The sequence below is a fragment of the Cupriavidus sp. FW306-01-F10A genome (assembly GCF_058782785.1).
In genome coordinates this window covers 24,443-45,485 of the sequence record NZ_JBYSYA010000005.1, presented here as the reverse complement: position 1 = coordinate 45,485, position 21,043 = coordinate 24,443, and the positions used below count along the sequence as shown (strand labels likewise).

Annotated in this window: 17 protein-coding genes and 1 tRNA gene; 8 read left to right on the top strand and 10 right to left on the bottom strand. The window is 68.0% G+C overall.

Going from position 1 to position 21,043, the window contains the following annotated elements; all coding sequences use genetic code 11:
* Positions 1-26: 26 nt before the first annotated feature.
* Genes hutH through hutG form a run of 6 tightly spaced genes read left to right on the top strand, consistent with a single transcriptional unit; the run spans position 27 to position 7,453 of the window.
* Complete coding sequence (gene hutH, locus AC3WLF_RS09205; protein ID WP_492358110.1) at positions 27-1,604, top strand: histidine ammonia-lyase; 1,578 nt, start codon at positions 27-29, stop codon at positions 1,602-1,604.
* A 51-nt stretch (positions 1,605-1,655) separates the two neighbouring features.
* Complete coding sequence (hutU, locus tag AC3WLF_RS09200) at positions 1,656-3,356, top strand: urocanate hydratase (protein WP_492319675.1); 1,701 nt, start codon at positions 1,656-1,658, stop codon at positions 3,354-3,356.
* The gene (locus AC3WLF_RS09195; RefSeq protein ID WP_492358109.1) at positions 3,353-3,955 is read left to right on the top strand and encodes a HutD/Ves family protein; all 603 of its coding nucleotides are present in this window, start codon (positions 3,353-3,355) and stop codon (positions 3,953-3,955) included. Before hutU ends, AC3WLF_RS09195 begins: the two co-directional genes overlap by 4 nt.
* On the top strand, positions 3,952-5,205 hold the full coding sequence (hutI, locus tag AC3WLF_RS09190; protein ID WP_492358108.1) for an imidazolonepropionase: 1,254 nt from the start codon (positions 3,952-3,954) through the stop codon (positions 5,203-5,205). The genes AC3WLF_RS09195 and hutI overlap by 4 nt, the downstream gene beginning before the upstream one ends.
* Complete coding sequence (locus AC3WLF_RS09185; protein WP_492319678.1) at positions 5,202-6,608, top strand: formimidoylglutamate deiminase; 1,407 nt, start codon at positions 5,202-5,204, stop codon at positions 6,606-6,608. Before hutI ends, AC3WLF_RS09185 begins: the two co-directional genes overlap by 4 nt.
* A gap of 32 nt (positions 6,609-6,640) precedes the next feature.
* A complete protein-coding gene (gene hutG / locus AC3WLF_RS09180; RefSeq protein ID WP_492319679.1) occupies positions 6,641-7,453 on the top strand; it encodes an N-formylglutamate deformylase in 813 nt (270 codons plus the stop codon).
* Between the two features lie 42 nt (positions 7,454-7,495).
* Here the strand turns inward: hutG and AC3WLF_RS09175 are convergent, their stop codons facing one another.
* The 6 genes from AC3WLF_RS09175 to AC3WLF_RS09150 form a co-directional block, all read right to left on the bottom strand.
* Positions 7,496-8,404 (bottom strand): SMP-30/gluconolactonase/LRE family protein, encoded by a 909-nt coding sequence (locus AC3WLF_RS09175; protein WP_492358107.1) that lies wholly within the window; start codon positions 8,402-8,404, stop codon positions 7,496-7,498.
* Between the two features lie 40 nt (positions 8,405-8,444).
* Positions 8,445-9,458, bottom strand: coding sequence for a GntT/GntP/DsdX family permease (locus AC3WLF_RS09170; protein ID WP_492358106.1), 1,014 nt, complete (start codon positions 9,456-9,458; stop codon positions 8,445-8,447).
* Between the two features lie 273 nt (positions 9,459-9,731).
* Entirely contained in the window at positions 9,732-11,357 is a 1,626-nt protein-coding gene (locus tag AC3WLF_RS09165; protein WP_492319682.1) for a bifunctional aspartate transaminase/aspartate 4-decarboxylase, read from the bottom strand.
* A gap of 95 nt (positions 11,358-11,452) precedes the next feature.
* A complete protein-coding gene (gene aspT, locus AC3WLF_RS09160; protein WP_492358105.1) occupies positions 11,453-13,138 on the bottom strand; it encodes an aspartate-alanine antiporter in 1,686 nt (561 codons plus the stop codon).
* 488 nt (positions 13,139-13,626) lie between these two features.
* Positions 13,627-14,370 (bottom strand): metalloprotease LoiP, encoded by a 744-nt coding sequence (loiP, locus tag AC3WLF_RS09155; protein ID WP_010814953.1) that lies wholly within the window; start codon positions 14,368-14,370, stop codon positions 13,627-13,629.
* Between the two features lie 194 nt (positions 14,371-14,564).
* Positions 14,565-14,649 (bottom strand) — tRNA-Leu (locus AC3WLF_RS09150).
* Positions 14,650-14,799: 150 nt separating this feature from the next.
* Here AC3WLF_RS09150 and AC3WLF_RS09145 point away from each other — a divergent pair.
* On the top strand, positions 14,800-15,720 hold the full coding sequence (locus tag AC3WLF_RS09145; RefSeq protein WP_492356533.1) for an alpha/beta hydrolase: 921 nt from the start codon (positions 14,800-14,802) through the stop codon (positions 15,718-15,720).
* A 22-nt stretch (positions 15,721-15,742) separates the two neighbouring features.
* Here the strand turns inward: AC3WLF_RS09145 and AC3WLF_RS09140 are convergent, their stop codons facing one another.
* The 4 genes from AC3WLF_RS09140 to AC3WLF_RS09125 all read right to left on the bottom strand — a co-directional run bounded on the left by AC3WLF_RS09140 (position 15,743) and on the right by AC3WLF_RS09125 (position 20,097).
* Positions 15,743-16,669, bottom strand: coding sequence for an NAD(P)-dependent oxidoreductase (locus AC3WLF_RS09140; RefSeq protein WP_492319685.1), 927 nt, complete (start codon positions 16,667-16,669; stop codon positions 15,743-15,745).
* Positions 16,653-17,819: an ABC transporter substrate-binding protein gene (locus tag AC3WLF_RS09135; RefSeq protein WP_492351181.1), complete on the bottom strand. Its 1,167-nt coding sequence runs from the start codon at positions 17,817-17,819 to the stop codon at positions 16,653-16,655. Before AC3WLF_RS09135 ends, AC3WLF_RS09140 begins: the two co-directional genes overlap by 17 nt.
* Positions 17,820-17,904: 85 nt before the next feature.
* A complete protein-coding gene (locus AC3WLF_RS09130; RefSeq protein ID WP_492358104.1) occupies positions 17,905-19,068 on the bottom strand; it encodes a methyltransferase in 1,164 nt (387 codons plus the stop codon).
* 87 nt (positions 19,069-19,155) lie between these two features.
* Positions 19,156-20,097, bottom strand: a complete 942-nt coding sequence (locus AC3WLF_RS09125) for a CysB family HTH-type transcriptional regulator (protein WP_010814948.1) — start codon at positions 20,095-20,097, stop codon at positions 19,156-19,158.
* Positions 20,098-20,263: 166 nt separating this feature from the next.
* On the opposite strand from AC3WLF_RS09125, the gene AC3WLF_RS09120 reads away from it, so the two are divergent.
* Positions 20,264-21,037 carry a sulfite exporter TauE/SafE family protein gene (locus AC3WLF_RS09120; protein ID WP_492319688.1) on the top strand — a complete coding sequence of 258 codons (774 nt, stop codon included), beginning with the start codon at positions 20,264-20,266 and terminating at the stop codon, positions 21,035-21,037.
* The last annotated feature ends 6 nt before the right edge of the window (positions 21,038-21,043 follow it).

The window sequence follows — 21,043 nt, the reverse complement described above, 5'->3', positions numbered from 1 at the left end:
TAAGCTGTATAGACAGGAACATACAAATGAGCGCCAGCCAACACGACGACCAAGCTTCCCGCCCGCTGCTGACCTTGCAGCCGGGCCAAGTCACCCTGGCCGACCTGCGCCGCATCTACCGCGGCGAGGTGCGCCTGGCCATGGCCGAATCGGCCTGGGCCGGCGTGCGCGCCGCGCAGGCCACGGTGCAGGACATCATCGACGCCGACGCCGTGGTCTACGGCATCAACACCGGCTTCGGCAAGCTGGCGCAGAGCCGCATCCCGCACGACAAGCTGGCCCAGCTGCAGCGCAACCTGGTGCTGTCGCACAGCGTCGGCACCGGCCCGGACCTGGCCGAAGACACCGTGCGCCTGATCCTGGCGATCAAGGCCGTGAGCCTGGCGCGCGGCCATTCGGGCGTGCGGCCGGAACTGATCGAGGCGCTGCTGGCGCTGGCCAACCACGGCGTGACGCCGTGCATCCCGGCCAAGGGGTCGGTGGGCGCCTCGGGCGACCTGGCGCCGCTGGCGCATATGTCGTGCACGCTGATCGGCGTGGGCGACGTGCTGGTCGACGGCAAGCGCGTGCCTGCCGCCGAGGGCCTGGCGCACGCCGGCCTGCAGGCCTTCGAGCTGGGCCCCAAGGAAGGCCTGGCGCTGCTCAATGGCACCCAGGTGTCGACCGCGCTGGCGCTGGCCGGCCTGTTCGCCGCCGAAGACGCCTTTGCCGCCGGGCTGGTGGCGGGCGCGCTGTCGCTGGAAGCGATCAAGGGCTCGGTCAAGCCGTTCGACGCCCGCATCCATGCGGCGCGCGGCCAGGCCGGCCAGATCGCCGTGGCCGGCGCGGTGCGCGCGGTGCTGGACGGCAGCGAGATCGTCGACTCGCACAAGGCCTGCGGCCGCGTGCAGGACCCGTACTCGATCCGCTGCCAGCCGCAGGTGATGGGCGCGTGCCTGGACAACCTGCAGCACGCCGCGCGCATCCTGCAGATCGAGTCCAATGCCGCCTCGGACAACCCGCTGGTGTTCTCCGCGCAGGGCGATGTGGTCTCGGGCGGCAACTTCCACGCCGAGCCGGTGGCCTTTGCCGCCGACATCATCGCGCTGGCGATTGCCGAGATCGGCGCGATTTCCGAACGCCGCCTGGCGCTGCTGCTCGATACCGGGCTGTCGGGCCTGCCGCCGTTCCTGGTGCGCGATGGCGGCCTGAACTCGGGCTTCATGATCGCGCAGGTGACCGCGGCCGCGCTGGCCTCCGAGAACAAGGCGCTGGCGCATCCGTCCAGCGTCGACAGCCTGCCGACCTCGGCCAACCAGGAAGACCATGTGTCGATGGCCACCTACGGTGCGCGCCGCCTGGGCGAGATGGCCGCCAACACCGCGGTGGTGGTCGGCATCGAGGCCATGGCCGCGGCGCAGGGCATCGAGTTCCACCGCCCGCTGAAGTCGTCGCCGCTGGTGGAGCAGGAACTCGCCCGCATCCGTGCGCGCGTGGCCTTTGTCGAAGAGGACCGCTACCTGGCACCGGATATCGAAGCGATGAAGCAATGGGTGGTGCAGGGCGATGCGGGCGCGGGCTGGCCCGATGCCGTGCGCGCGATCCTGCCGACCAACCTGTCGTAACGCGCCCCGCGCCGACACTGCCAGACCAGACCCGCAGCAGGAGAACAAGACATGAACGCCAACGAAAACCAATTCATCCAGCGCGGCCAGCGCGAAATCCGCGCGCCACGCGGCAGCCAGCTGCACTGCAAGAACTGGCTGATCGAAGCCGCCTACCGCATGATCCAGAACAACCTCGACCCGGACGTGGCCGAGCGCCCGCAGGACCTGGTGGTCTACGGTGGCATTGGCAAGGCGGCGCGCAACTGGGAGTGCTTCGACGCCATCCTGGACAGCCTGCGCCGCCTGGGTGAGGACGAGTCGCTGCTGGTGCAGTCGGGCAAGCCGGTGGGCGTGTTCCGCACCCATGCCGATGCGCCGCGCGTGCTGATCGCCAACTCCAACCTGGTGCCGCACTGGGCCAACTGGGACAAGTTCAACGAGCTGGACCGCGCCGGCCTGATGATGTACGGCCAGATGACCGCGGGCTCGTGGATCTACATCGGCACGCAGGGCATCGTGCAGGGCACCTACGAGACCTTTGTCGAGGCCGGCCGCCAGCACTACAACGGCGACCTGTCGGGCAAGTGGATCCTGACCGCGGGCCTGGGCGGCATGGGCGGCGCGCAGCCGCTGGCGGGCGTGCTGGCCGGCGCCTGCGTGCTGGCGATCGAGTGCCAGGAGTCGCGCATCGATTTCCGCCTGCGCACGCGTTATGTCGACAAGAAGGCCACCACGCTCGACGAGGCGCTGGCGATGATCGCCGAGGCCACGCAGAAGAAGGAAGCGATCTCGGTCGGCCTGCTCGGCAACGCCGCCGAGATCCTGCCGGAGCTGGTCAAGCGCGCGCAGGCCGGCGGCATGCGCCCGGACATCGTCACCGACCAGACCTCGGCGCACGACCTGGTCAACGGCTACCTGCCGGCCGGTTGGACTGTCGACCAATGGGAAGCGGCGCGCACGCAGGATCCCAAGTCGGTGGAAGCCGCCGCGCGCCCGTCCATCGTCAAGCACGTCCAGGCCATGCTCGACTTCCAGAAGATGGGCGTGCCGACGGTCGACTATGGCAACAATATCCGCCAGGTCGCGTTCGACGAGGGCGTGAAGAACGCCTTTGATTTCCCGGGCTTCGTGCCGGCCTATATCCGTCCGCTGTTCTGCCGCGGCAAGGGCCCGTTCCGCTGGGTCGCGCTGTCGGGCGATCCGGAGGATATCTACAAGACCGATGCCAAGATGAAGGAGCTGTTCCCCGAGGACAAGCACCTGCACCGCTGGCTCGACATGGCGCACGACCGCATCGCCTTCCAGGGCCTGCCCGCGCGCATCTGCTGGGTGGGTCTGGACGAACGCCACCGCGCCGGCCTGGCCTTCAACGAGATGGTCAAGTCTGGCGAGCTGAAGGCGCCGGTGGTGATCGGCCGCGATCACCTGGACTGCGGCTCGGTGGCTTCACCCAACCGCGAGACCGAGGCCATGCGCGACGGCTCGGATGCGGTGTCGGACTGGCCGCTGCTCAACGCGCTGCTGAACACCGCGGGCGGTGCCACCTGGGTCAGCCTGCACCATGGCGGCGGCGTCGGCATGGGCTTCTCGCAGCATTCGGGCGTGGTGATCGTGTGCGACGGCACCGATGCCGCGGCCCGGCGCATCGAGCGCGTGCTGTGGAACGACCCGGCCACCGGCGTGATGCGTCATGCGGATGCGGGCTATGACATCGCCATCGAATGCGCGCACGAGAAGGGCCTGAACCTGCCGATGGTGAAGGGCGCATGAGCCTGACGCTATTTCAACGGTTCGCGCTGGCCGAGATCGCGCCCACGCGCTGGAAGAACGGTGGCGGCAACACGCGCGAGATCGCGGTGTGGCCGCCGGGCGCCGGCATGGATGACTTCATGTGGCGCCTGAGCGTGGCCGATATCGGGCAGGACGGCCCGTTCTCGGCGTTTCCCGGCATCGATCGCCAGATCGTGCTGCTGGAGGGCGCCGGCGTGACGCTGCGTGCGGACGACGCCAGCTTCAGCCACCGCCTTGAACATATCGGCGAGCCCTTCGCCTTCTCCGGCGATACCAGCCTGCAGGCGACGCTGATCGACGGCGTTACGCGCGACTTCAATGTGATGACGCGGCGCGGCCACTGCCGCGCGCGCGTCGAGGCGTTCCGGCATGGGTTTGCGCCTGGCGCCGGCGGCCATGCCGTCTGCCTGCTGGCCGTCAGCGGCGCATGGCAGGCGCAGGATGCCGGCCTGCTGCTGCAAGCGGGCGAAGGGGCGCTCTACGGCGCTGCGGAACCCCCATCCACGCCATCGTTTGAACCTGTGGGCGACGCGGCCCTGTGCCTGTGCGTCACCCTTGAGACGGAGCCCGGTCAATGACGCTACCCTCTGTATCGTCCGCGCCCAGCGCGGACGGCGTCTGGCACAACTGCCACCTGCTGCCCGATGCCGATCCGGCGCACGCGATCCCCGATGCCGCGCTGGTGGTGGAGCATGGGCGCATCGCCTGGCTGGGCGCCGCCGCCGACCTGCCCGACGCCTATCGCGGCGCGGCGCGCCATGATGCCCACGGGGCATGGATCACGCCCGGGCTGGTCGACTGCCATACGCACCTGGTCTACGGCGGCCAGCGCGCCGACGAGTTCGCGATGCGGCTGGCCGGCGCCGGCTACGAAGAGATTGCGCGCGCCGGCGGCGGCATCGTCTCGACCGTGCGCGCCACGCGTGCCGCAGATGAAGACACGCTGTTTGCCCAGGCCGCCGCGCGCCTGCAGCCGCTGCTGGCCGAGGGCGTCACCGCCATCGAGATCAAGTCGGGCTACGGGCTGAACCTTGAAGCCGAGCGCAAGCAGCTGCGCGTGGCGCGCCGGCTTGGCGAGCACTTTGGCGTCTCGGTCCACACCACCTTCCTGGGCGCGCATGCATTGCCGCCGGAATACGCGGGCCGTGCCGATGACTACATCGACCTGGTCTGCAACACCATGCTGCCGGCACTGTCCGACGAAGGGCTGGTCGACGCCGTCGATGCCTTCTGCGAATCGATCGGCTTTTCGATTGCGCAGACCGGGCGTGTGTTCGAGGCGGCGGAGCGCCATGGCGTGCGCGTCAAGCTGCATGCCGAGCAACTGAGCAACCTCGGCGGCGCCGCGCTCGCCGCTCGCCACCGCGCCTTGTCCGCCGATCACCTCGAGCACCTCGACGAGGCCGGCGTCGCGGCGATGGCGGAGGCCGGCACGGTGGCGGTGCTGCTGCCCGGCGCCTACTATTTCCTGCGCGACACCAACCAGCCGCCGATCGCGCTGCTGCGCCAGTACGGCGTGCCGATGGCAATCTCGACCGATCACAATCCGGGCACGTCGCCGGTCACTTCGCTGCTGCTGATGATGAATATGGCCTGCACCCTGTTCCGCCTGACCGTGCCCGAAGCGCTTGCCGGCGTGACCGGGCACGCCGCGCGTGCGCTGGGCGCATCGGATCGCCACGGGCGGCTGGAAGCGGGGCGCGTGGCCGACTTCGCGCTGTGGCGCATCGATTCGCCCGCCGAGCTGGCGTACTGGTTCGGCCGCAACCCGGTCGCGACGGTGGTGCGGCAAGGGCGTGTGCATGCGCACGAAGGAGCCTCGGCATGAGCGGCACGCAACTCTTCGCTCCGTTTGCGCTGCTGCCAACCGGCTGGGCGCGCGATGTGCTGCTGGCCTGGGATGAGCAGGGCCGCTTCACCACCGTGCAGACCGGCGTACTGCCGGGTGCAGGCGTGCCGCATGCGGCCGGTCCCGTGCTGCCCGGCATGCCCAACCTGCACTCGCATGCGTTCCAGCGCGGCTTTGCCGGCCTGACGGAATTCCGCAGCCGCCCGCAGGGCGACGATCCGGCTGGCGCCGATTCATTCTGGAGCTGGCGCACGCTGATGTACCGCTTCGCGCAGCGGCTCTCGCCGGACACGCTGGAGGCCATTGCCACCCAGCTTTATATCGAGATGCTGCGGGCGGGCTACACCAGCGTGTGCGAGTTCCACTACGTCCATCACGATGCCGGCGGCAAGCCCTATGCCGATGCCGCCGAGATGTCGCTGCGGCTGCTGCGCGCGGCGCAGCGCACCGGCATCGGCATGACGCTGCTGCCGGTGCTGTACCAGACCGCCGGCTTTGGCGGCAAGCCGCCGCTGGCCGAGCAGCGCCGCTTCCTGCACGACACCGACGCGATGCTGCGGCTGCTGGAACGGCTGGCTCCCGCGTGCGCGCAGTCCGGCGCGCGGCTGGGGCTGGCACCGCACTCGCTGCGCGCGGTGCCGGAGGAAAGCCTCGCGCACGCACTGGCGGGACTGCAGGCGATCGATCCGCAGGCGCCCATCCATATCCATATCGCCGAGCAGCAGAAAGAGGTCGACGACTGCATCGCGTGGTCGGGCACGCGCCCGGTGACGTGGCTGTTCGACCATGTACAGGTCGACGCGCGCTGGTGCCTGGTGCACGCTACCCATATGGACTGGGACGAGCGCCGGCGCCTGGCGCACAGCGGCGCGGTGGCTGGCATCTGCCCGACCACCGAGGCCAACCTGGGCGACGGCGTGTTCGAGGCCGCGCCCTACCTGGCGCAGCAGGGCGCATGGGGCATCGGCTCCGACAGCCATGCCAGCGTCAGCGTGGCCGAGGAGCTGCGCTTGTTCGAATACGGCCAGCGGCTCGGCCTGCAGCGGCGCAATGTGCTGGCGTCCGACACGCATGCACAGGTGGCTGACCGGCTGTATCTCGAAGCCGTGGCTGGTGGCACGCGTGCCAGCGGCCGCGCCGTGGCGGGGCTTGTGCCAGGGCAGCAGGCCGATTTTGTGGTGCTGGATGGCGCGCATCCGACGCTGGCGGGCCTCGACGGGCCGCAGGCGCTGGCCACCCATGTGTTTGCCTGCCACGGTCATGAGACACTAGCGGATGTCCGCACCGCCGGACGCAGCCGCGTGCAGCATGGCGCGCATCCGCTGCAGGCGGATGCGGGGCGCCTGTTCATCGCGGCGCGCGCCGGCCTGCTGGCCGACTGAAACCGGGCTACGCCCACTGCATCGCAAAGACAATGTCCTTCTCCACCGATACCCCCGCCTTCACCCTGCATCGCGGCACGCGCCCGTTGCTGGTATCGATGCCGCACGTCGGCACGCACCTGCCGGCTTCGGTCTCGCAGCGCCTGACGGCCGAAGCGCGCACCGTGCCCGACACCGACTGGCACCTGGAACGCCTCTACAGCTTCGCCCGCGAGCTGGGTGCGTCGGTGCTGGTGGCCACGCATTCGCGCTACGTGGTCGACCTGAACCGCCCGCCCGATAACGCCAACCTGTATCCCGGCCAGGACACCACGGGCCTGTGCCCGGTCGACACCTTCGACAAGACGCCGCTGTACGCCGACGGCAACGGCCCCGACGATGCGGAAATCGCCGCACGCCGCGATGCGATCTGGCGCCCGTACCACCAGGCGCTGGCCGCTGAACTGGCCCGCCTGAAGGCGGAGCACGGCACCATCGCGCTGTGGGATGCGCATTCGATCCGCTCGGTGCTGCCGCGCTTCTTCGAAGGCAGGCTGCCGGACTTCAACCTCGGCACGGCCAACGGCGAGAGTTGCGACGCGTCGCTTGCGGACCAGCTGCTCGAGCAGGCCGGCGCGGTGGCCGGCCATACCGCGGTGCTCAACGGGCGCTTCAAGGGCGGCTATATCACGCGCCAATACGGCAAGCCGCAGGACGGCGTGCACGCGGTGCAGCTCGAGCTGTCGCAGGTCGCCTACATGAGCGAGACGTATCCGTTCGCCTACGACGAGGCGCGTGCGGCGGCATTGCAGCCGGCTTTGCGAGGGATGCTGGCGACGGTGCTTGAGTTCGTCGAAACGCGCTAAGGCGCTGGCGCGGCACGATGGCAGCCGCGCAGCGCTGCCAGCTCACGCCAAGCGCTGACCAAGCCGCAGGCGGTAGAGCGAAGTGCTGGCGGCGATGAACAAGGCATTGCCCTCGGCGCCGCCGAAGGTGAGGTTGCCGACCTTCTCCGGCACGGGAATATGCGCCAGCCGCGTCCCGTCCGGATGGAAAACCTGCACGCCGCTGGCGCTGCTGGCAAAGAGCCAGCCGCGCCGGTCCACGCGAAATCCATCCGGCAGTCCGGGCGCGATGAGGGCGAAGACCCGCGGGTTGGCCAGCACCCGCCCCGCAACGACGTCGAAGGCGATGATGTGGTGATGACCATCGTCGCGCAATGCCGCCGAGGTATCGGAGACATAGAGCACGTCTTCATCGGGCGAGAATGCCAGCCCGTTCGGCTCTTCTATAAGGTCGCTGGCGACTTCCAGCGCACCGACGGCGGGATCGTAGCGAAACACATAGTTGTGCCGCAGCTCGGGATCGGCCCGGTGGCCTTCGCGGTCCGACAGGATCCCATACGGCGGATCGGTGAACCACAGGGTGCCATCGCGCTTGATCACGATGTCGTTGGGCGAATTCAGGCGCCGCCCCTGATAGTGGCTGACGACCAGTTCGTCTTCGCCCTGGCGGGCACCGCTGCGATGCGTCCGCACGATGGCCCGCTGTCCGTGCGAGCAATGCAGCAGCGAGCCGTCCGCCGCCAGGGCGTGGCCGTTGGTGAACTCGGCGCCAGCGCGCCAGACCGACATGCCATCCGCGGCGCTCCAGCACAGGATGCGGTCGTTGGGGATGTCGCTCCACAGCACCGCATCTTCGTCGGGCAACCACACCGGCCCCTCGCTCCAGGTTGCCCCGCGTGCCAGTTGCTCGAGCCGTTCGCCCGCCAGCGGCAGCTCGCGTGCGCGCTCATCGAATATCTGGACTGTATCCATGGTTCTCCTTTATCCCGTTGCAAAGACACCCAAGCGGTCTTTACATGAACTGCCACAGCAAGAGGATCAGGCCAAGGGCTGCAATACCGGCAAGCGTCGTCAGCACCGTCCAGCTCCTTAGTCCATCGCCGACGCTCAGGCCCAGCATCCGGGTCACGATCCAGAAGCCCGCATCGTTGACATGGGAGACCGCCATGCCGCCCGCTCCCATCGCCAGGCCGATCAGGGCCAGATGGTTGGGGCCGAGCGATGCCTGCTTGACCAGCGGGGCGATGATGCCGGCAGTGGTCATCAGCGCTACGGTGGTGGGCCCCTGTGCCGCGCGCAACAGCATCGCCAGCAGGAACGCGAGGACGGCCAGCGGCAGACCCGAAGACTGCAGCGACGTCGCCAGCGCGGGGCCGATTCCGGTCGACACCAGGATCTTGGCGAAAGCGCCGCCGGCGCCGGTGATCAGGATCACCACCGATACGGTCGGGATGGCGGCGCCGGCCACCTCGGACACCGTCGCCAGCGGCGCGCCGCGACGGATGCCAAGCAGGTAGGCACAGAGCATCAGGCCCAGCAACAGCGCGACGTACGGGATGCCGAGAAATATCAGCGCCGAGCGCCCGAAGAAGTCTTGCGGCAACTGCAACTGGGCCAGCGTCCCGGCCAGGATCAGCACGATCGGCAGCGCGATCAGCCCGGCGACGAGACGGGCGCCTGGCGGCACGCCGCTGCCCAGACTGGCGGATGCCGCATGGACCTTTGGCGCGCTGCCTGTGACCTGGCCCGTTTCGGCGGCGATATCGGCTGCCATCTGGAACGGCCGCCTGGTCACTCGCCGCGATGCCAGGAAAGTCACGAGGCCAGTGACCAGCGCGACCGGCAGGCCGATCAGCAGCAGGCGACCGATCTCGATGCCGAGTTCTCCGGCCACTGCCACCATGCCCGGGTGCGGCGGCAGCAGGGCATGCACCACCAGCAACACCGCGCACACCGGCAGGCCAATCACCACCAGCGGAATGCCGCGGGTGCGCGTGAGCCCGTAGACCAGCGGCATCAGCATCATGAACCAGAATGCGGCTTGAGCCTGCTGCAGGGCCAATGGCCAGCGCGCAGGAAAGTGGAGACAACTATAGCAATGGCCGGAATATGCTTCTAATCAAATGATCGAATCTCCGCTTTACCTCAGGTTATCGCTTGGGGATTCTGGAAAACGCTGCGGCGTTATCGGGCGCAGGATCCGCTTGAGGGTTTGATCGCACCTCGGCCCCGACATAACGCAACACTGAACAAAAAAAGCCCGGCCTGAAGCCGGGCTGCGAGCCACGCCAGCGAAGGCCTATTTCTTCACGACATTCTTGTCGGCCTTGCTCCCCGTCGCCGCGTTGTACTTCTCCACATACGCTTCGAACAACTTGCGGATCGAGCGCCCGATCTTGGCGTAGTCAGCTTCATTCAGGTTGGCCAGCGACACCCGCCCTGACGGGTGGCGCGTGCCGAAGCCGCGGCCCGGCAGCAGCACCACGCCTGCCTCATCGGCCAGCTGGAACAGCAGTTCGTTCGGCTCGACCGAGTTCATCACCCATTTGACGAAGTCCGGACCGATCGCCTTGCCGCCCAGCTGCTCGATATCGAGCAGCGTGTAGTAGTCCACGGCATTCGGGTCGTCGCTTTCCGGCGCGATGCCGATCTCGCGGTACAGCGCGGCCTTGCGGCTGCGGATCAGCCGCTTCATCGCATTCTTGTAGTTGTCCGGCGTATCCATCAGCGAGAACAGCGAGAACAGCACCATCTGCACCTGCTGCGGGGTCGACAGGCCGGCCGTGTGGTTCAGCGCCACCGTGCGGCTGTCGGCCACCAGGCGGTCGATGAACTTGAGCTTCTGCGGCTCGGTGGTGATCGAGCTGTAGCGCTGGTTCAGTTGCTGGCGTTGCGCGTCGGGCAGCTTGCCGATCTGCAGGTCGAAGATGTTGTCGCGGTGCGTGGCGATCACGCCCAGGCGCCAGCCGGTCGCGCCGAAGTACTTGGAGAACGAGTACACCAGGATGGTGTTCTTCGGGCACATCGCGAACAGCGAGACGAAGTTGTCGGCAAAGGTGCCGTAGACGTCGTCGGTCAGGATGATCAGGTCCGGGCGCTCCTTGACGATCGAGGCCAGGTACTCCAGGCTTTCGTCGCTCATGCGCACCGAGGGCGGGTTGCTCGGGTTGACCAGGAAGAAGGCCTTGACCTTGGGGTCGCGCAGCTTGTCGAGCTCCTTCTTCGAATACTGCCAGTGCGACTCGGGATCGGCATTGACCGACACTTCCACCAGCTGGTAGTCGTTCAGTTCCGGGATCTCGATATACGGCGTGAAGATCGGCATGCCCAGCGCGATGGTGTCGCCGGCCTTGAGCAGGTGGTTCTCGCGAATGGAGTTGAACAGGTAGGTCATCGCCGCGGTGCCGCCTTCAACCGCGAACAGGTCGAAATCGCCGATGAACGGATGGTCGCCGATCATCTCCTTGCGGATGTACTGGCCGACCACGACCTCAGACAGCTTCAGCATGCGGTCCGGCACCGGGTAGTTGCAGGCCAGGATGCCTTCGCACATTTCATAGAGGAAATCTCCCGCGCTCAGGCCGAGCTGGTCGCGCACATACGACACCGCGCCGGCCAGGAACTTCACCCCCGGGGTGTCGGCAAACTCGCGCGCAAACAGGTTGAAGCGTTCCTCGATGCCTTCGCGGCGCGGGAAGCCGCCCACGCCCTCGGGCATGTAGGAGAACGAGCGCTCGGACTCGCGCATGGCAAACAGGCCCAGTTGCCAGAAGCCGTGGCGCGGCACGGTGGCGAGAAAGTTGGGGTTGCCGCGGCCGGCGTTCAGCATCAGGCGTTCCGCGTCGCTGCTGGCCAGCTTGATCAGCTCGTCCTTCAGCTCGAAGGGGGAGAGGCTGGACAGCTTGGAGATATCGAACTTGCTCATGGCTTGCTCCTGTGTGGACGCTTGTCGGTAGGGCTGGCGGGCCGGGGGGAGAGGGAAGACCCGCGCAGCAGGAGAGATATCGAAGGAAACGCGCGCTAGACGAGCCCGACCACCAGTGGCCCCAGCAGCGTTAGCAGCACGTTGGCCAGGGCGTAGGTGATGGCGAACGGCACCGTCGGCACCGGGCTTTCGGCCTTGTCCAGGATGCCGCCGAAGGCCGGGTTGGCACTGCGCGAGCCTGACAGCGCGCCAGCCAGCACGGCGGCGTTGTCGTACTTCAGCACGTAGCGGCCGAACAGCATCGTCAGGAACAGCGGCAGCAGCGTCACCACCGCGCCCAGCAGGAAGATGGTCAGCCCGCTCTGGCGCAGCGTGGTCACCGCCTGCAGGCCGGAGTTGATGCCGACGATGGCCACGAACGCGGCCAGCCCGAAGTCCTTCAGCAGCTGGCACGCCGCGGTCGGCATCGCGCCGAACATCTTGTGCTTGGACCGCGCCCAGCCAAACACCAGGCCCGACAACAGCGCGCCGCCGCCGGCGCCGAGCGTCAGCGGGATCGAGCCCACACGCCACACCAGCAGGCCGATCAGCAGGCCCACCAGCACCCCGGCGCCGAAGTAGACGAAGTCCGTCTTCTCGCTGGGCACCACCTCATAGCCGGCGGTCTGCGCGGCACGCTTGGTGTCGGCGGGGGTGCCGTACAGCGTGATGATGTCGCCGTGCTGCAGCTTGAGGTCCGGCAGCAGCGGCAGCGGATGGTCGAAGCGCTCGATGCGCTCGATATACACGCCGTGGCGCATGTCGCGGCCGACAGTGTCGACGATCTCGGCCACGGTCTTGTTGTTCATGCCCTTGGCGGTGAACACCACGTTGCGTGACTGCATCACCGCGCCCATACCGTCGGCATCGGCCACTTCCACGCCGATCTGCGCGGCCGTCGGCACGATTGCATCGCGGCGACCGACCAGCAGTACCAGGTCGTCGTGCTGCAGCACCAGGTCCTGCGTGACTTCGATCTGCTTGCCGCCGCGCTGCACCTTCTCCACGGTCACCAGGTCCTCGCCGCCGATCTCTAGCTGCGAGACGGTCTTGCCGGAGGCATCGTTCACGCGGTACAGCCGGCCCACCAGGCGCGGCAGCGCGCCGCGCTGGCCCGGGCCATATTGCGGCAGGCCGCCGCTGAGCTGGGCTTCCATCTTCTTGGCGTCGGTCTTCAGGTCCGACTTCATGAAGCGCGGCAGAATGTTCACGCACACGATGATCGCACCCAGCGAGCCGAACACATAGGTCACGGCATAGCCGATTGCCACATTGGCCTGCATCGTCTTGACCTGGTCGGGCGGCAAGCCCAGCTTGGTGATGGCGTCACCTGCGGTGCCGATGATCGCCGACTGGGTCATGCCGCCGGCGGCCAGGCCAGCCGCCAGGCCCTTGTCGAGGTGGAACAGCCTGGCCAGCACCACCACCGTGACCAGGCCGCACACCGCCATGAACACCGCCATGGCGATCTCGCGCAACGAGCTGCGGTTCAGCGAGTTGAAGAACTGCGGACCGCTTTCATAGCCCACGGCGTAGATGAACACCGCGAACATCACGGCCTTGACGCCGTTGTCGATCTCGACGCCGACCTGGCTGATCACCACCGCGGCGAGCAGCGAGCCAGCCACGCCGCCCAGCTGGAAGCGCCCGAAGGTGATCTTGCCGATGGCGTAGCCGACCGACAGCGCAAGGAACAGCGCCGATTCCGGCGACTTCTGGAAAATCTCATGCAACCATTCCATCGAAGGCTCCTGAAGCGAGTGATGCGGGTTGGGTGAGTCGTTGCATCGGATTGCGGGGGTGGCGGAAATTCGGGGCAGGACGGGGCAGCGCAGGACTACGGGTGCGGGGCGAGCGGAGGCGGGGCAGGTCCATGGCGCGGCGGCGTGTCCTTCGGGCATGAAGGTGATCATGGCGATCACGGCAATCACGGTGGCGGCGCGCACACCGCAGCTGGCAGGTGCAGCGTTGGCGCCGCGGATCGCGCATGCAGTGGCGCGACCGCATCAACCGCGTTAATGCAGCGTGAGGCATTATCCCCGCCGGTTTCCGAACAGCGTAGTGAAAGCTTTTGTCGGCGAATTAAGCGCAGTCAACACGCCGCGCGCATGACGGCGCGAGTGTGGAAGCGGTGTCGGGAGCGGTGCGCGAGGGAAGTGACGCGGGGCAGTCGGGAGGGAGGTGCCGCCTCACCCGAACGGGTGCGGCGGCAAGGGCAAATGCGCCGCTGTCAGCGCCCGCCGGCCAGGCGGGCTTCGATATGCTTGGCGCGCTCCAGCGATCCCGGGTGCGAGCTGAGCATGCTCGACTGTCCGCCATCGAGGGTCGACATCTTGCGGAACGCCGATGCCAGGGCCTGGCGGTTGGCGCCGTTTTTGGTCAGCAGGTCGAACGAATAGTCGTCGGCCGCGGTTTCCTGCCGCTGCGAGAACTGCGCATTGACGAACTGCTCGGCGAGCGCGCCGATCTGCGACGACGACAGCGCCGTCAGCGAAGCCACGCCAGTCGACCCCAGCAGCCCGCGCGCCGCAGCCGTGGTGTAGGCCACCTGCATCGCGGCCTTGGTATGGCCCAGCGACACATGGCCGATTTCATGGCCCACCACGCCACGCACTTCATCGTCGCTGAGCAGGTCCATCAGGCCGCTGTAGACCCGCACGCAACCGTTGGCCATGGCCCAGGCATTGACGTCCTTGGTCACATACACCTTGGCATTGAGTGGCAGCCCGGTGTTGCCCAGCCCGCTCATCACATTGGCCAGGCGCTTGGCGTAGGTGCTGTCCGCCGGCGCGATGGTGTTCTTCTGGTCCATTTCCGCGCAGGACTGGTCGGACAGCATCTTGACGTTGCTGTCCGACAGCGTGGCGGCGGTAAAGAGGCTGCCGCCGGCCTGCGTCAGGCTTTCCATATTGGCGCCGGCACAGCCGGCCAGCAGCGCGGAACAGGCGAGGGCGGAAAGGGCGAGTCGCTTCATGGTTCGCTCCGGGAACGGGGGTTGGCAATGCCATAGGATAGGAAGCCGGGCGAGGGCGCGCCAGTGGGCGCCGTCCGACAGGCGCTCAGGCAAAGTGGCTGGCAGGGCACGTCCGAGGCCAGGAGGCGTGCGCCGACCCGCGGCCGGGATGGCACCACGGAGGCAATGCTGGGAACTAGTCGGGAAGAAGCTGATGGTGCCCGGGGTCGGACTCGAACCGACACGCCTTGCGGCGGGGGATTTTGAGTCCCCTGCGTCTACCTGTTTCACCACCCGGGCAGGGTGTAGGGCACCGGAACCGGTACCTTGCTGAGCCGGCGATTATGCCGGAAATCCCGTCGTCGGACAACCGGCGCGGGGCCGCGCAAATCCGGTAGCATGGCGCCCAGCCTCTCACACGCCCACCGTCCCGATCACTCCCGAACTGCCATGACCGACCAAGCTTCGCTGGCGCGCCTCGCCAGCCTGCCTTCGCAGGACCCCGGCTTCTACGACCGGGAATACAACAACCGTGCCAATGTGCCGGACAACGCCGTGCATATGGCGCGCTGGGCGCAGTGGTCCGCCGGCGTGCGCGCACGCAGCCGTTATCTGGCGGACCTGAGCTATGCCGGCGAGGACTCGCGCCATGCGCAGGGCGAGACGCTGGACTACTTCCCCGCGCAGCGGGCCAACGGGGCGCTGCCGCCGCTGCTGGTCTTCGTGCACGGCGGCTACTACCGGGCGCTGGACAAGCACGACCACAGCTTTGCCGCCAGCGCGCTGCCGGCGCTGGGGGTGTCGGTGGCGGTGGTGAATTACACGCTGGTGCCCGCGGTGACGGTGCCGGAGATCGTGCGGCAGGTGTTGCGCAGCGTCGCCTGGCTGTACCGGCAGGCGAACCGGCTGGGCCATGATCCGGACAAGCTTTTCCTGGCCGGGCATTCCGTCGGCGGCCACCTGGTGGCGATGCTGATGGCCGCGCGCTGGCCGCAGCTGGGCGCGGACCTGCCGGCCGACCTGGTCAAGGGCGGGCTCTCGGTCAGCGGGCTGTACGACATGGAGCCGCTGCGGCGCGCGGCCTTCCTGCAGCGCGACCTGCGGTTCTCTGAAGACGATGTCGCGCGGCTGTCGCCCGCGTATATGCCGCCGGCCAGCGGTGCCCCGCTGGCGATCGCGGTGGGGGAACTCGAGGCCGCCGAATACCACCGCCAGCACGCGCTGATCCGCGCGGCGTGGCCGGCCAAGGTTGCGCATCCGGCCGCGAGCGACCTGGTGCTGCCGGACTGCCATCACTTCAATGTGCTGGACAGCTTTGCCAGCCCGGACGGTGCCCTGACGCGCGCGGTGCTGCGGCTGATGGAGCGCTGAGCGCGCACCGGCCGCGAGGGCGTCAGCCCTCCAGCACGCGCAGCAGCGACGAGGTGTCGTCCTTGCCCCAGCCATTGGCCATCAGCGCGCGCAGCTGCGCCGAGGTGGCCTGCATCGCGGGCAGGTCCAGGCCGATTTCTTCGGCGATATCGCGCGCCAGCCCGAAGTCCTTGTCGTGCAGCCGCGCCTCGATGCCGGCGGCAAAGTTGCGCGCCACCATCTTGGGGCCCATCAGGTCGAGCATGCGGCTGCCGGCCATGCCGGTCGCCATGGCTTCGAACACGCGGCCGGTGTCGACGTTCTGCGCGGCGGCAAAACGCATGGCCTCGGCAATGCCTTCGATATTGACCACCTGCGCGATCTGGTTGCACAGCTTGGCAACCTGGCCTGCGCCGTGGTCGCCGATATGGGTGATGGTCTTGCCCAGCTGCTGCAGCAGCGGGCGCACGCGCTCGAGCATCTCGGGCTTGCCGCCGACCATGATGGTCAGCGTGCCCGCCTCGGCGCCCATGGTGCCGCCCGAGACCGGGCAGTCCAGCGCCTCGATGCCGCGCGCGGCCAGCGCCGCGGCGATCTCGCGCGTGACGATCGGCGAGATGGTGCTGTGGTCCACGCAGATGGTGCCCGGCGCGGCGCCGTGGATCACGCCCTGCTCGCCCAGCAGCACTTCGCGCACGTCTTCGGACGAGGTCACGTTGGTGAAGACGACGCTGGCGCCGCGTGCCGCTTCGGCGGGGGTGAAGAAGGGCTCCGCCCCCAGTGCGCGCGCGGCCCCGGCGGCTTCCGGGCGACGCACGAAGGCGCGCACGGTGTGGCCGGCGGCCAGCAGGTGGCGGACCATGTGCGAGCCCATGGCGCCCAGGCCGATGAAGGCGACGGTGGTGGGGGTGAGAGTGGTGCTCATGCCATGCTTCCTTTCTTGATGCGGCGGGCTACTTATCGCCCGCATAGGCGAACTTGCCGTTGCGGATCACCCCCATCACGCGCGAACGCTGGTCGAAGCCCTGGTGGTCCTTCGGGTTCAGGTTCATCACGCCGTTGGGGATGGTGAGATTGGTGGTGGCTTCCAGCGCGTCGCGCATGGCGGCGCGGAAGTCGCGCGTGCCGGGCTGGGCGCCGGTCTTCAGCGCGCGGCGGGCGGCGTCGTCCAGCAGCATCCACGCGCCCCAGGCGTCGCCGGCAAACTGCGTGACGCTGTCGGCGCCGTACTTGCTTTCGTAGCGGTTGACGAAGTCCAGCGCCACCTTGCGCACCGGGTGGCTCTCGGGCAGCTGGCGCGCGACCACCACCGGCCCGGTCGGGAACAGCGTGCCTTCCACATCCTTGCCGCCCATGCGCAGGAAGTCCCAGGTGGCGATGCCGTGGGTCTGGTAGACCTTGCCCTTGTAGCCGCGCTCGCCCAGCGTCTTCTGCGGCAGTACGGACGGCGTGCCGGCACCGGCGATCAGGATCGCGTCCGGGTTGGCCGCCATCAGCTTGAGCACCTGCCCGGTCACCGAGGTGTCGTTGCGCGAGAAGCGTTCGTTGGCGACCACCTTGATCTTGCGCACCTCGGCCAGCTTCGAGAACTCGCGCCACCAGCTCTCGCCGTAGGCGTCGGCAAAGCCGATAAAGCCGACGGTCCTGACGCCATGGTTGCTCATGTACTCGGTCAGCACGGTCGCCATGTGCGAGTCGTTCTGCGGCATCTTGAAGGCCCAGCGGCGCTTGGCGTCGGTCTGCGGCTCGACGATGGAGGCCGAGGCGGCCAGTGCCACCATCGGGGTCTCGCCCTCGGCCACGGCGTCGAGCGCGGCGATGGCGGTGGGGGTGATGTTGGGGCCGACGATCACGTCGACCTTTTCCTCGGAGATCAGCTTGCGCACGTTGCGCACCGCCGCGGCCGGGTCGCTGCCGTCGTCCAGGATCACGTAGTGCGCCTTCTGGCCGCCCAGCGTCTGGGGCCACATCAGCACGGTGTTCTTGGAGGGGATGCCGATCGAGGCCGCCGGACCGGTGGTGGACACATCGATGCCGACACGGATGTCGGCATGTGCGGCGGCGCTGGTGAAGAGCAGGGCGCCGGCCAGCAGCAGGGGGCGCAGGGGCAGGGTCAGCATGGTCTCCTCCGTTCTTATATGTGACGGGAAGGATAGCCGAACTCGGCCGCCGGGGCACGCCTGCGCCCCGCCACGGCCGTGCTGGTCAGCGCACGCCCAGGCGCCAGAGCGTGGTCACCTCGGCGGAACGCGCCGCGTGCAGCGGGTCGGCGGCATCCGTCGCGCGCGGGTGGCGCGGGCGGATATCGGAGCGGCCCAGCACCGTCAGCCCGGCGGCGTCGATCCAGCCCATCAGTTCCTCGCGCGGACGCAGGCCGAGATGCTCGGCCAGGTCCGACAGCAGCAGCCAGCCTTCGCCGCCCGGCGCCAGATGCTCGGCCAGCCCCTGCAGGAAGCCGCGCAGCATGGCGCTGTCAGGGTCGTAGACCGCGCGCTCCACTGGCGAGCTGGGCCGGGCCGGCACCCAGGGCGGGTTGCACACTACCAGCGGGGCCCGGCCTTCGGGGAACAGGTCGGCCTGGACGATCTCGACCTGCCCGGTGTAGCCAAGCTGGGCGATGTTCTCGCGCGCGCAGGCCAGCGCACGCGGATCCTGGTCGGTGGCGACCACGCGCTGCACGCCGCGGCGGGCCAGCACCGCGGCCAGCACGCCGGTGCCGGTGCCGATATCGAAGGCGAGGGTCTTGGCCGGCAGCGGCTCGGTCGCGGCCAGGTCGACATACTCGCCGCGCACCGGCGAGAACACGCCGTACCAGGGGTGGATGCGGTCTTCCAGCGCCGGGATCTCCACGCCCTTCTTGCGCCATTCATAGGCGCCGATCATGCCCAGCAGCTCGCGCATCGATGCCACGTAGGGCTCGCTGGCCGGGCCGTAGACCTGTTCGCAGGCGTCGCGCACATCCGGCGCGCGGCGCAGCGGCACCTCGTGGCTGGCATTGAACGGCAGCAGCAGCATGCCCAGCGTGCGGGCGCGCTGCGACTGGGCCAGCCGGTGCAGGTTGAAGGCCTCGATTGGCGAAACGGCCCCGCCCTTGGCCTTGTCCTTGGCTTTCTGGCCGGGGCGGCTGGCCTTCTTGGGCTTGCGCTCGGTGCGGCGGGCCAGCGCGTGCAGCAGCTGGCGCGCGTTCTGGAAGTCGCCGCGCCACAGCAGCGCGGTGCCCTCGCAGGCCAGGCGATAGGCGGTGTCGGCGCTGGTGGTGTCGTCGGCGATGACCACGCGGCGCGGCGGCGGCAGGCCGGCTTCAGAGCGCCAGGCGGCGCTGCGCTCGACGCCGTCCTCGGTCCAGTGAATGCGGGGCAGGTCGCTCACAGGGCCTCCGGCCGGCAGGGCATGATGGGCAGCAGATGCATGGTTGGGTTTGCTTCTTATATAGGGAGAGGCGGCGGCGGGCCGTCCTCAGAGTTCGTAGGCTTCGTGTTCGCCGGACATGGCCTGCTCAACCAGCTTGCGGTTGAGCGTCGGCGAGAACAGCTCGATGAAGGTGTAGACAAAGCTGCGCAGGTAGGCCCCCTGCTTGACGGCCAGGTGGGTCACGTTGCTGCCGAACAGGTGGCCGGCCGAAATGCCGCGCAGGTTGCGGTCGCGCTCGGCATCATAGGCGACGCCGGCGACGATGCCCACGCCCAGCCCGATCTCCACATAGGTCTTGATCACGTCCGCGTCGATGGCCTCCAGTACGATGTCCGGCTCCAGGTGGCGCAGCGCGAAGGCCTTGTCGATCTTGGTCCGGCCGGCAAAGTTGGCATCGTAGGTGATCAGCGGGTAGCCCATCAGGTCTTCCAGCGCCAGGTGCTTCTTGTCGAGCAGCGGATGCTCGGGTGGCGTAATCACCATATGGGTCCACTGGTAGCCCGGCAGCGACACCAGGTTCTTGTCGGCGGAGATGCCTTCGGTCGCGATGCCGATATCGGCCTGGTCGTGCAGCAGCATGTCGGCGATCTGCGCCGGGTTGCCCTGCTGGATCGACAGCCGCACCTTGGGGTAGCGCTTGGTGAACTCGCTGATCACCCGTGGCAGGGCATAGCGCGCCTGGGTGTGGGTGGTGGCGATGGTGAAGTTGCCCTGGTCCTGTGCCGCATAGTCCATGCCGACGCGCTTCAGGCTTTCCACCTCCTGCAGGATCTTCTCGACCGAGCTCAGGATGCGGCGGCCCGGCTCGGTCAGGCTGCGGATGCGCTTGCCGTGGCGGGTAAAGATATCGACGCCCAGCTCTTCTTCCAGCTCGATGATGGCCTTGGACACGCCGGGTTGTGACGTGTAGAGCGCTTTTGCGGCCTCAGTCAGGTTGTAGTTCTGCCGGACGGCCTCACGCACGAAGCGAAACTGGTGCAGGTTCATATATCTGGGTTCGTATAAACAAACAACTTCTTATTAGTTTGAGGTATGAGGCCAGTTTATTACGATTCTCGAACTTTGTTAATTAATGGCCAGCCCTCAGTGCGTCCTCTCGCAGCAGCCACTTTGTGATGCGAGACCCACGGGCCAGGTTCCCACCGAGTCCCCCATGTCTGTTGCCTATACGGTTTCCGGTCTGTTTGTAGGCGTCCTCGTCGGTCTGACCGGGGTGGGTGGGGGCTCGTTGATGACGCCGCTGCTGACGTTGCTGTTCGGCTTTTCGCCGGCCACCGCGGTTGGCACCGACCTGGCCTTCGCCGCCATCACCAAGGGCTTCGGCACCATCGCGCACCGTGCCCACGGCCATGTGCAGTGGCAGGTGGTGCGGCGCCTGTGCATCGGCAGCCTGCCGGCGGCAGTGGCCGCCATCCTGGTGCTGAAGAGCGCCGGCGAGCTCAACGCCCAGTGGCTGCACGCGATTCGCGTGACCATCGGCGTGTCGGTGCTGCTGACCGTATTGTCGCTGCTGTTCCGCAAGCAGATGCTGGCCTGGCTGGAACGCAATCCGCGCTTCCAGCTGCACGGCCGCGCCCAGGTCATTGCCACCATCGTGGTCGGCGCCGTGATCGGCGTGCTGGTGACGGTGTCGTCGATCGGCGCCGGCGCGGTTGGCGCCACGCTGATCCTGCTGCTGTATCCCCATATGAAGCCGGCTGAAGTGGCCGGCACCGACATTGCCTACGCCGTCCCGCTGACGGCGCTTGCCGGGCTGGGCCATGTGTGGCTCGGCACGGTCGACTGGAATTTGCTGCTGGCGCTGCTGGTGGGTTCGATCCCCGGCATCTGGCTGGGCGCGCAACTGTCGCGGGCGCTGCCCGAACGGCTGGTGCGTGCCGCACTGGCGACCACGCTGACGCTGGTCGCCATCAAGCTCGTTTCCTGAATTCAA

What these genes read in the sequence shown, in the direction of transcription:
- hutH (WP_492358110.1), top strand. Translation starts at nt 27, where the DNA reads ATGAGCGCCAGCCAACACGACGACCAAGCTTCCCGCCCGCTGCTGACC.
- hutU (WP_492319675.1), top strand. Translation starts at nt 1,656, where the DNA reads ATGAACGCCAACGAAAACCAATTCATCCAGCGCGGCCAGCGCGAAATC.
- AC3WLF_RS09195 (WP_492358109.1), top strand. Translation starts at nt 3,353, where the DNA reads ATGAGCCTGACGCTATTTCAACGGTTCGCGCTGGCCGAGATCGCGCCC.
- hutI (WP_492358108.1), top strand. Translation starts at nt 3,952, where the DNA reads ATGACGCTACCCTCTGTATCGTCCGCGCCCAGCGCGGACGGCGTCTGG.
- AC3WLF_RS09185 (WP_492319678.1), top strand. Translation starts at nt 5,202, where the DNA reads ATGAGCGGCACGCAACTCTTCGCTCCGTTTGCGCTGCTGCCAACCGGC.
- hutG (WP_492319679.1), top strand. Translation starts at nt 6,641, where the DNA reads ATGTCCTTCTCCACCGATACCCCCGCCTTCACCCTGCATCGCGGCACG.
- AC3WLF_RS09175 (WP_492358107.1), bottom strand. Translation starts at nt 8,404, where the DNA reads ATGGATACAGTCCAGATATTCGATGAGCGCGCACGCGAGCTGCCGCTG.
- AC3WLF_RS09170 (WP_492358106.1), bottom strand. Translation starts at nt 9,458, where the DNA reads ATGATGCTGATGCCGCTGGTCTACGGGCTCACGCGCACCCGCGGCATT.
- AC3WLF_RS09165 (WP_492319682.1), bottom strand. Translation starts at nt 11,357, where the DNA reads ATGAGCAAGTTCGATATCTCCAAGCTGTCCAGCCTCTCCCCCTTCGAG.
- aspT (WP_492358105.1), bottom strand. Translation starts at nt 13,138, where the DNA reads ATGGAATGGTTGCATGAGATTTTCCAGAAGTCGCCGGAATCGGCGCTG.
- loiP (WP_010814953.1), bottom strand. Translation starts at nt 14,370, where the DNA reads ATGAAGCGACTCGCCCTTTCCGCCCTCGCCTGTTCCGCGCTGCTGGCC.
- AC3WLF_RS09145 (WP_492356533.1), top strand. Translation starts at nt 14,800, where the DNA reads ATGACCGACCAAGCTTCGCTGGCGCGCCTCGCCAGCCTGCCTTCGCAG.
- AC3WLF_RS09140 (WP_492319685.1), bottom strand. Translation starts at nt 16,669, where the DNA reads ATGCGGGCGATAAGTAGCCCGCCGCATCAAGAAAGGAAGCATGGCATG.
- AC3WLF_RS09135 (WP_492351181.1), bottom strand. Translation starts at nt 17,819, where the DNA reads ATGCTGACCCTGCCCCTGCGCCCCCTGCTGCTGGCCGGCGCCCTGCTC.
- AC3WLF_RS09125 (WP_010814948.1), bottom strand. Translation starts at nt 20,097, where the DNA reads ATGAACCTGCACCAGTTTCGCTTCGTGCGTGAGGCCGTCCGGCAGAAC.
- AC3WLF_RS09120 (WP_492319688.1), top strand. Translation starts at nt 20,264, where the DNA reads ATGTCTGTTGCCTATACGGTTTCCGGTCTGTTTGTAGGCGTCCTCGTC.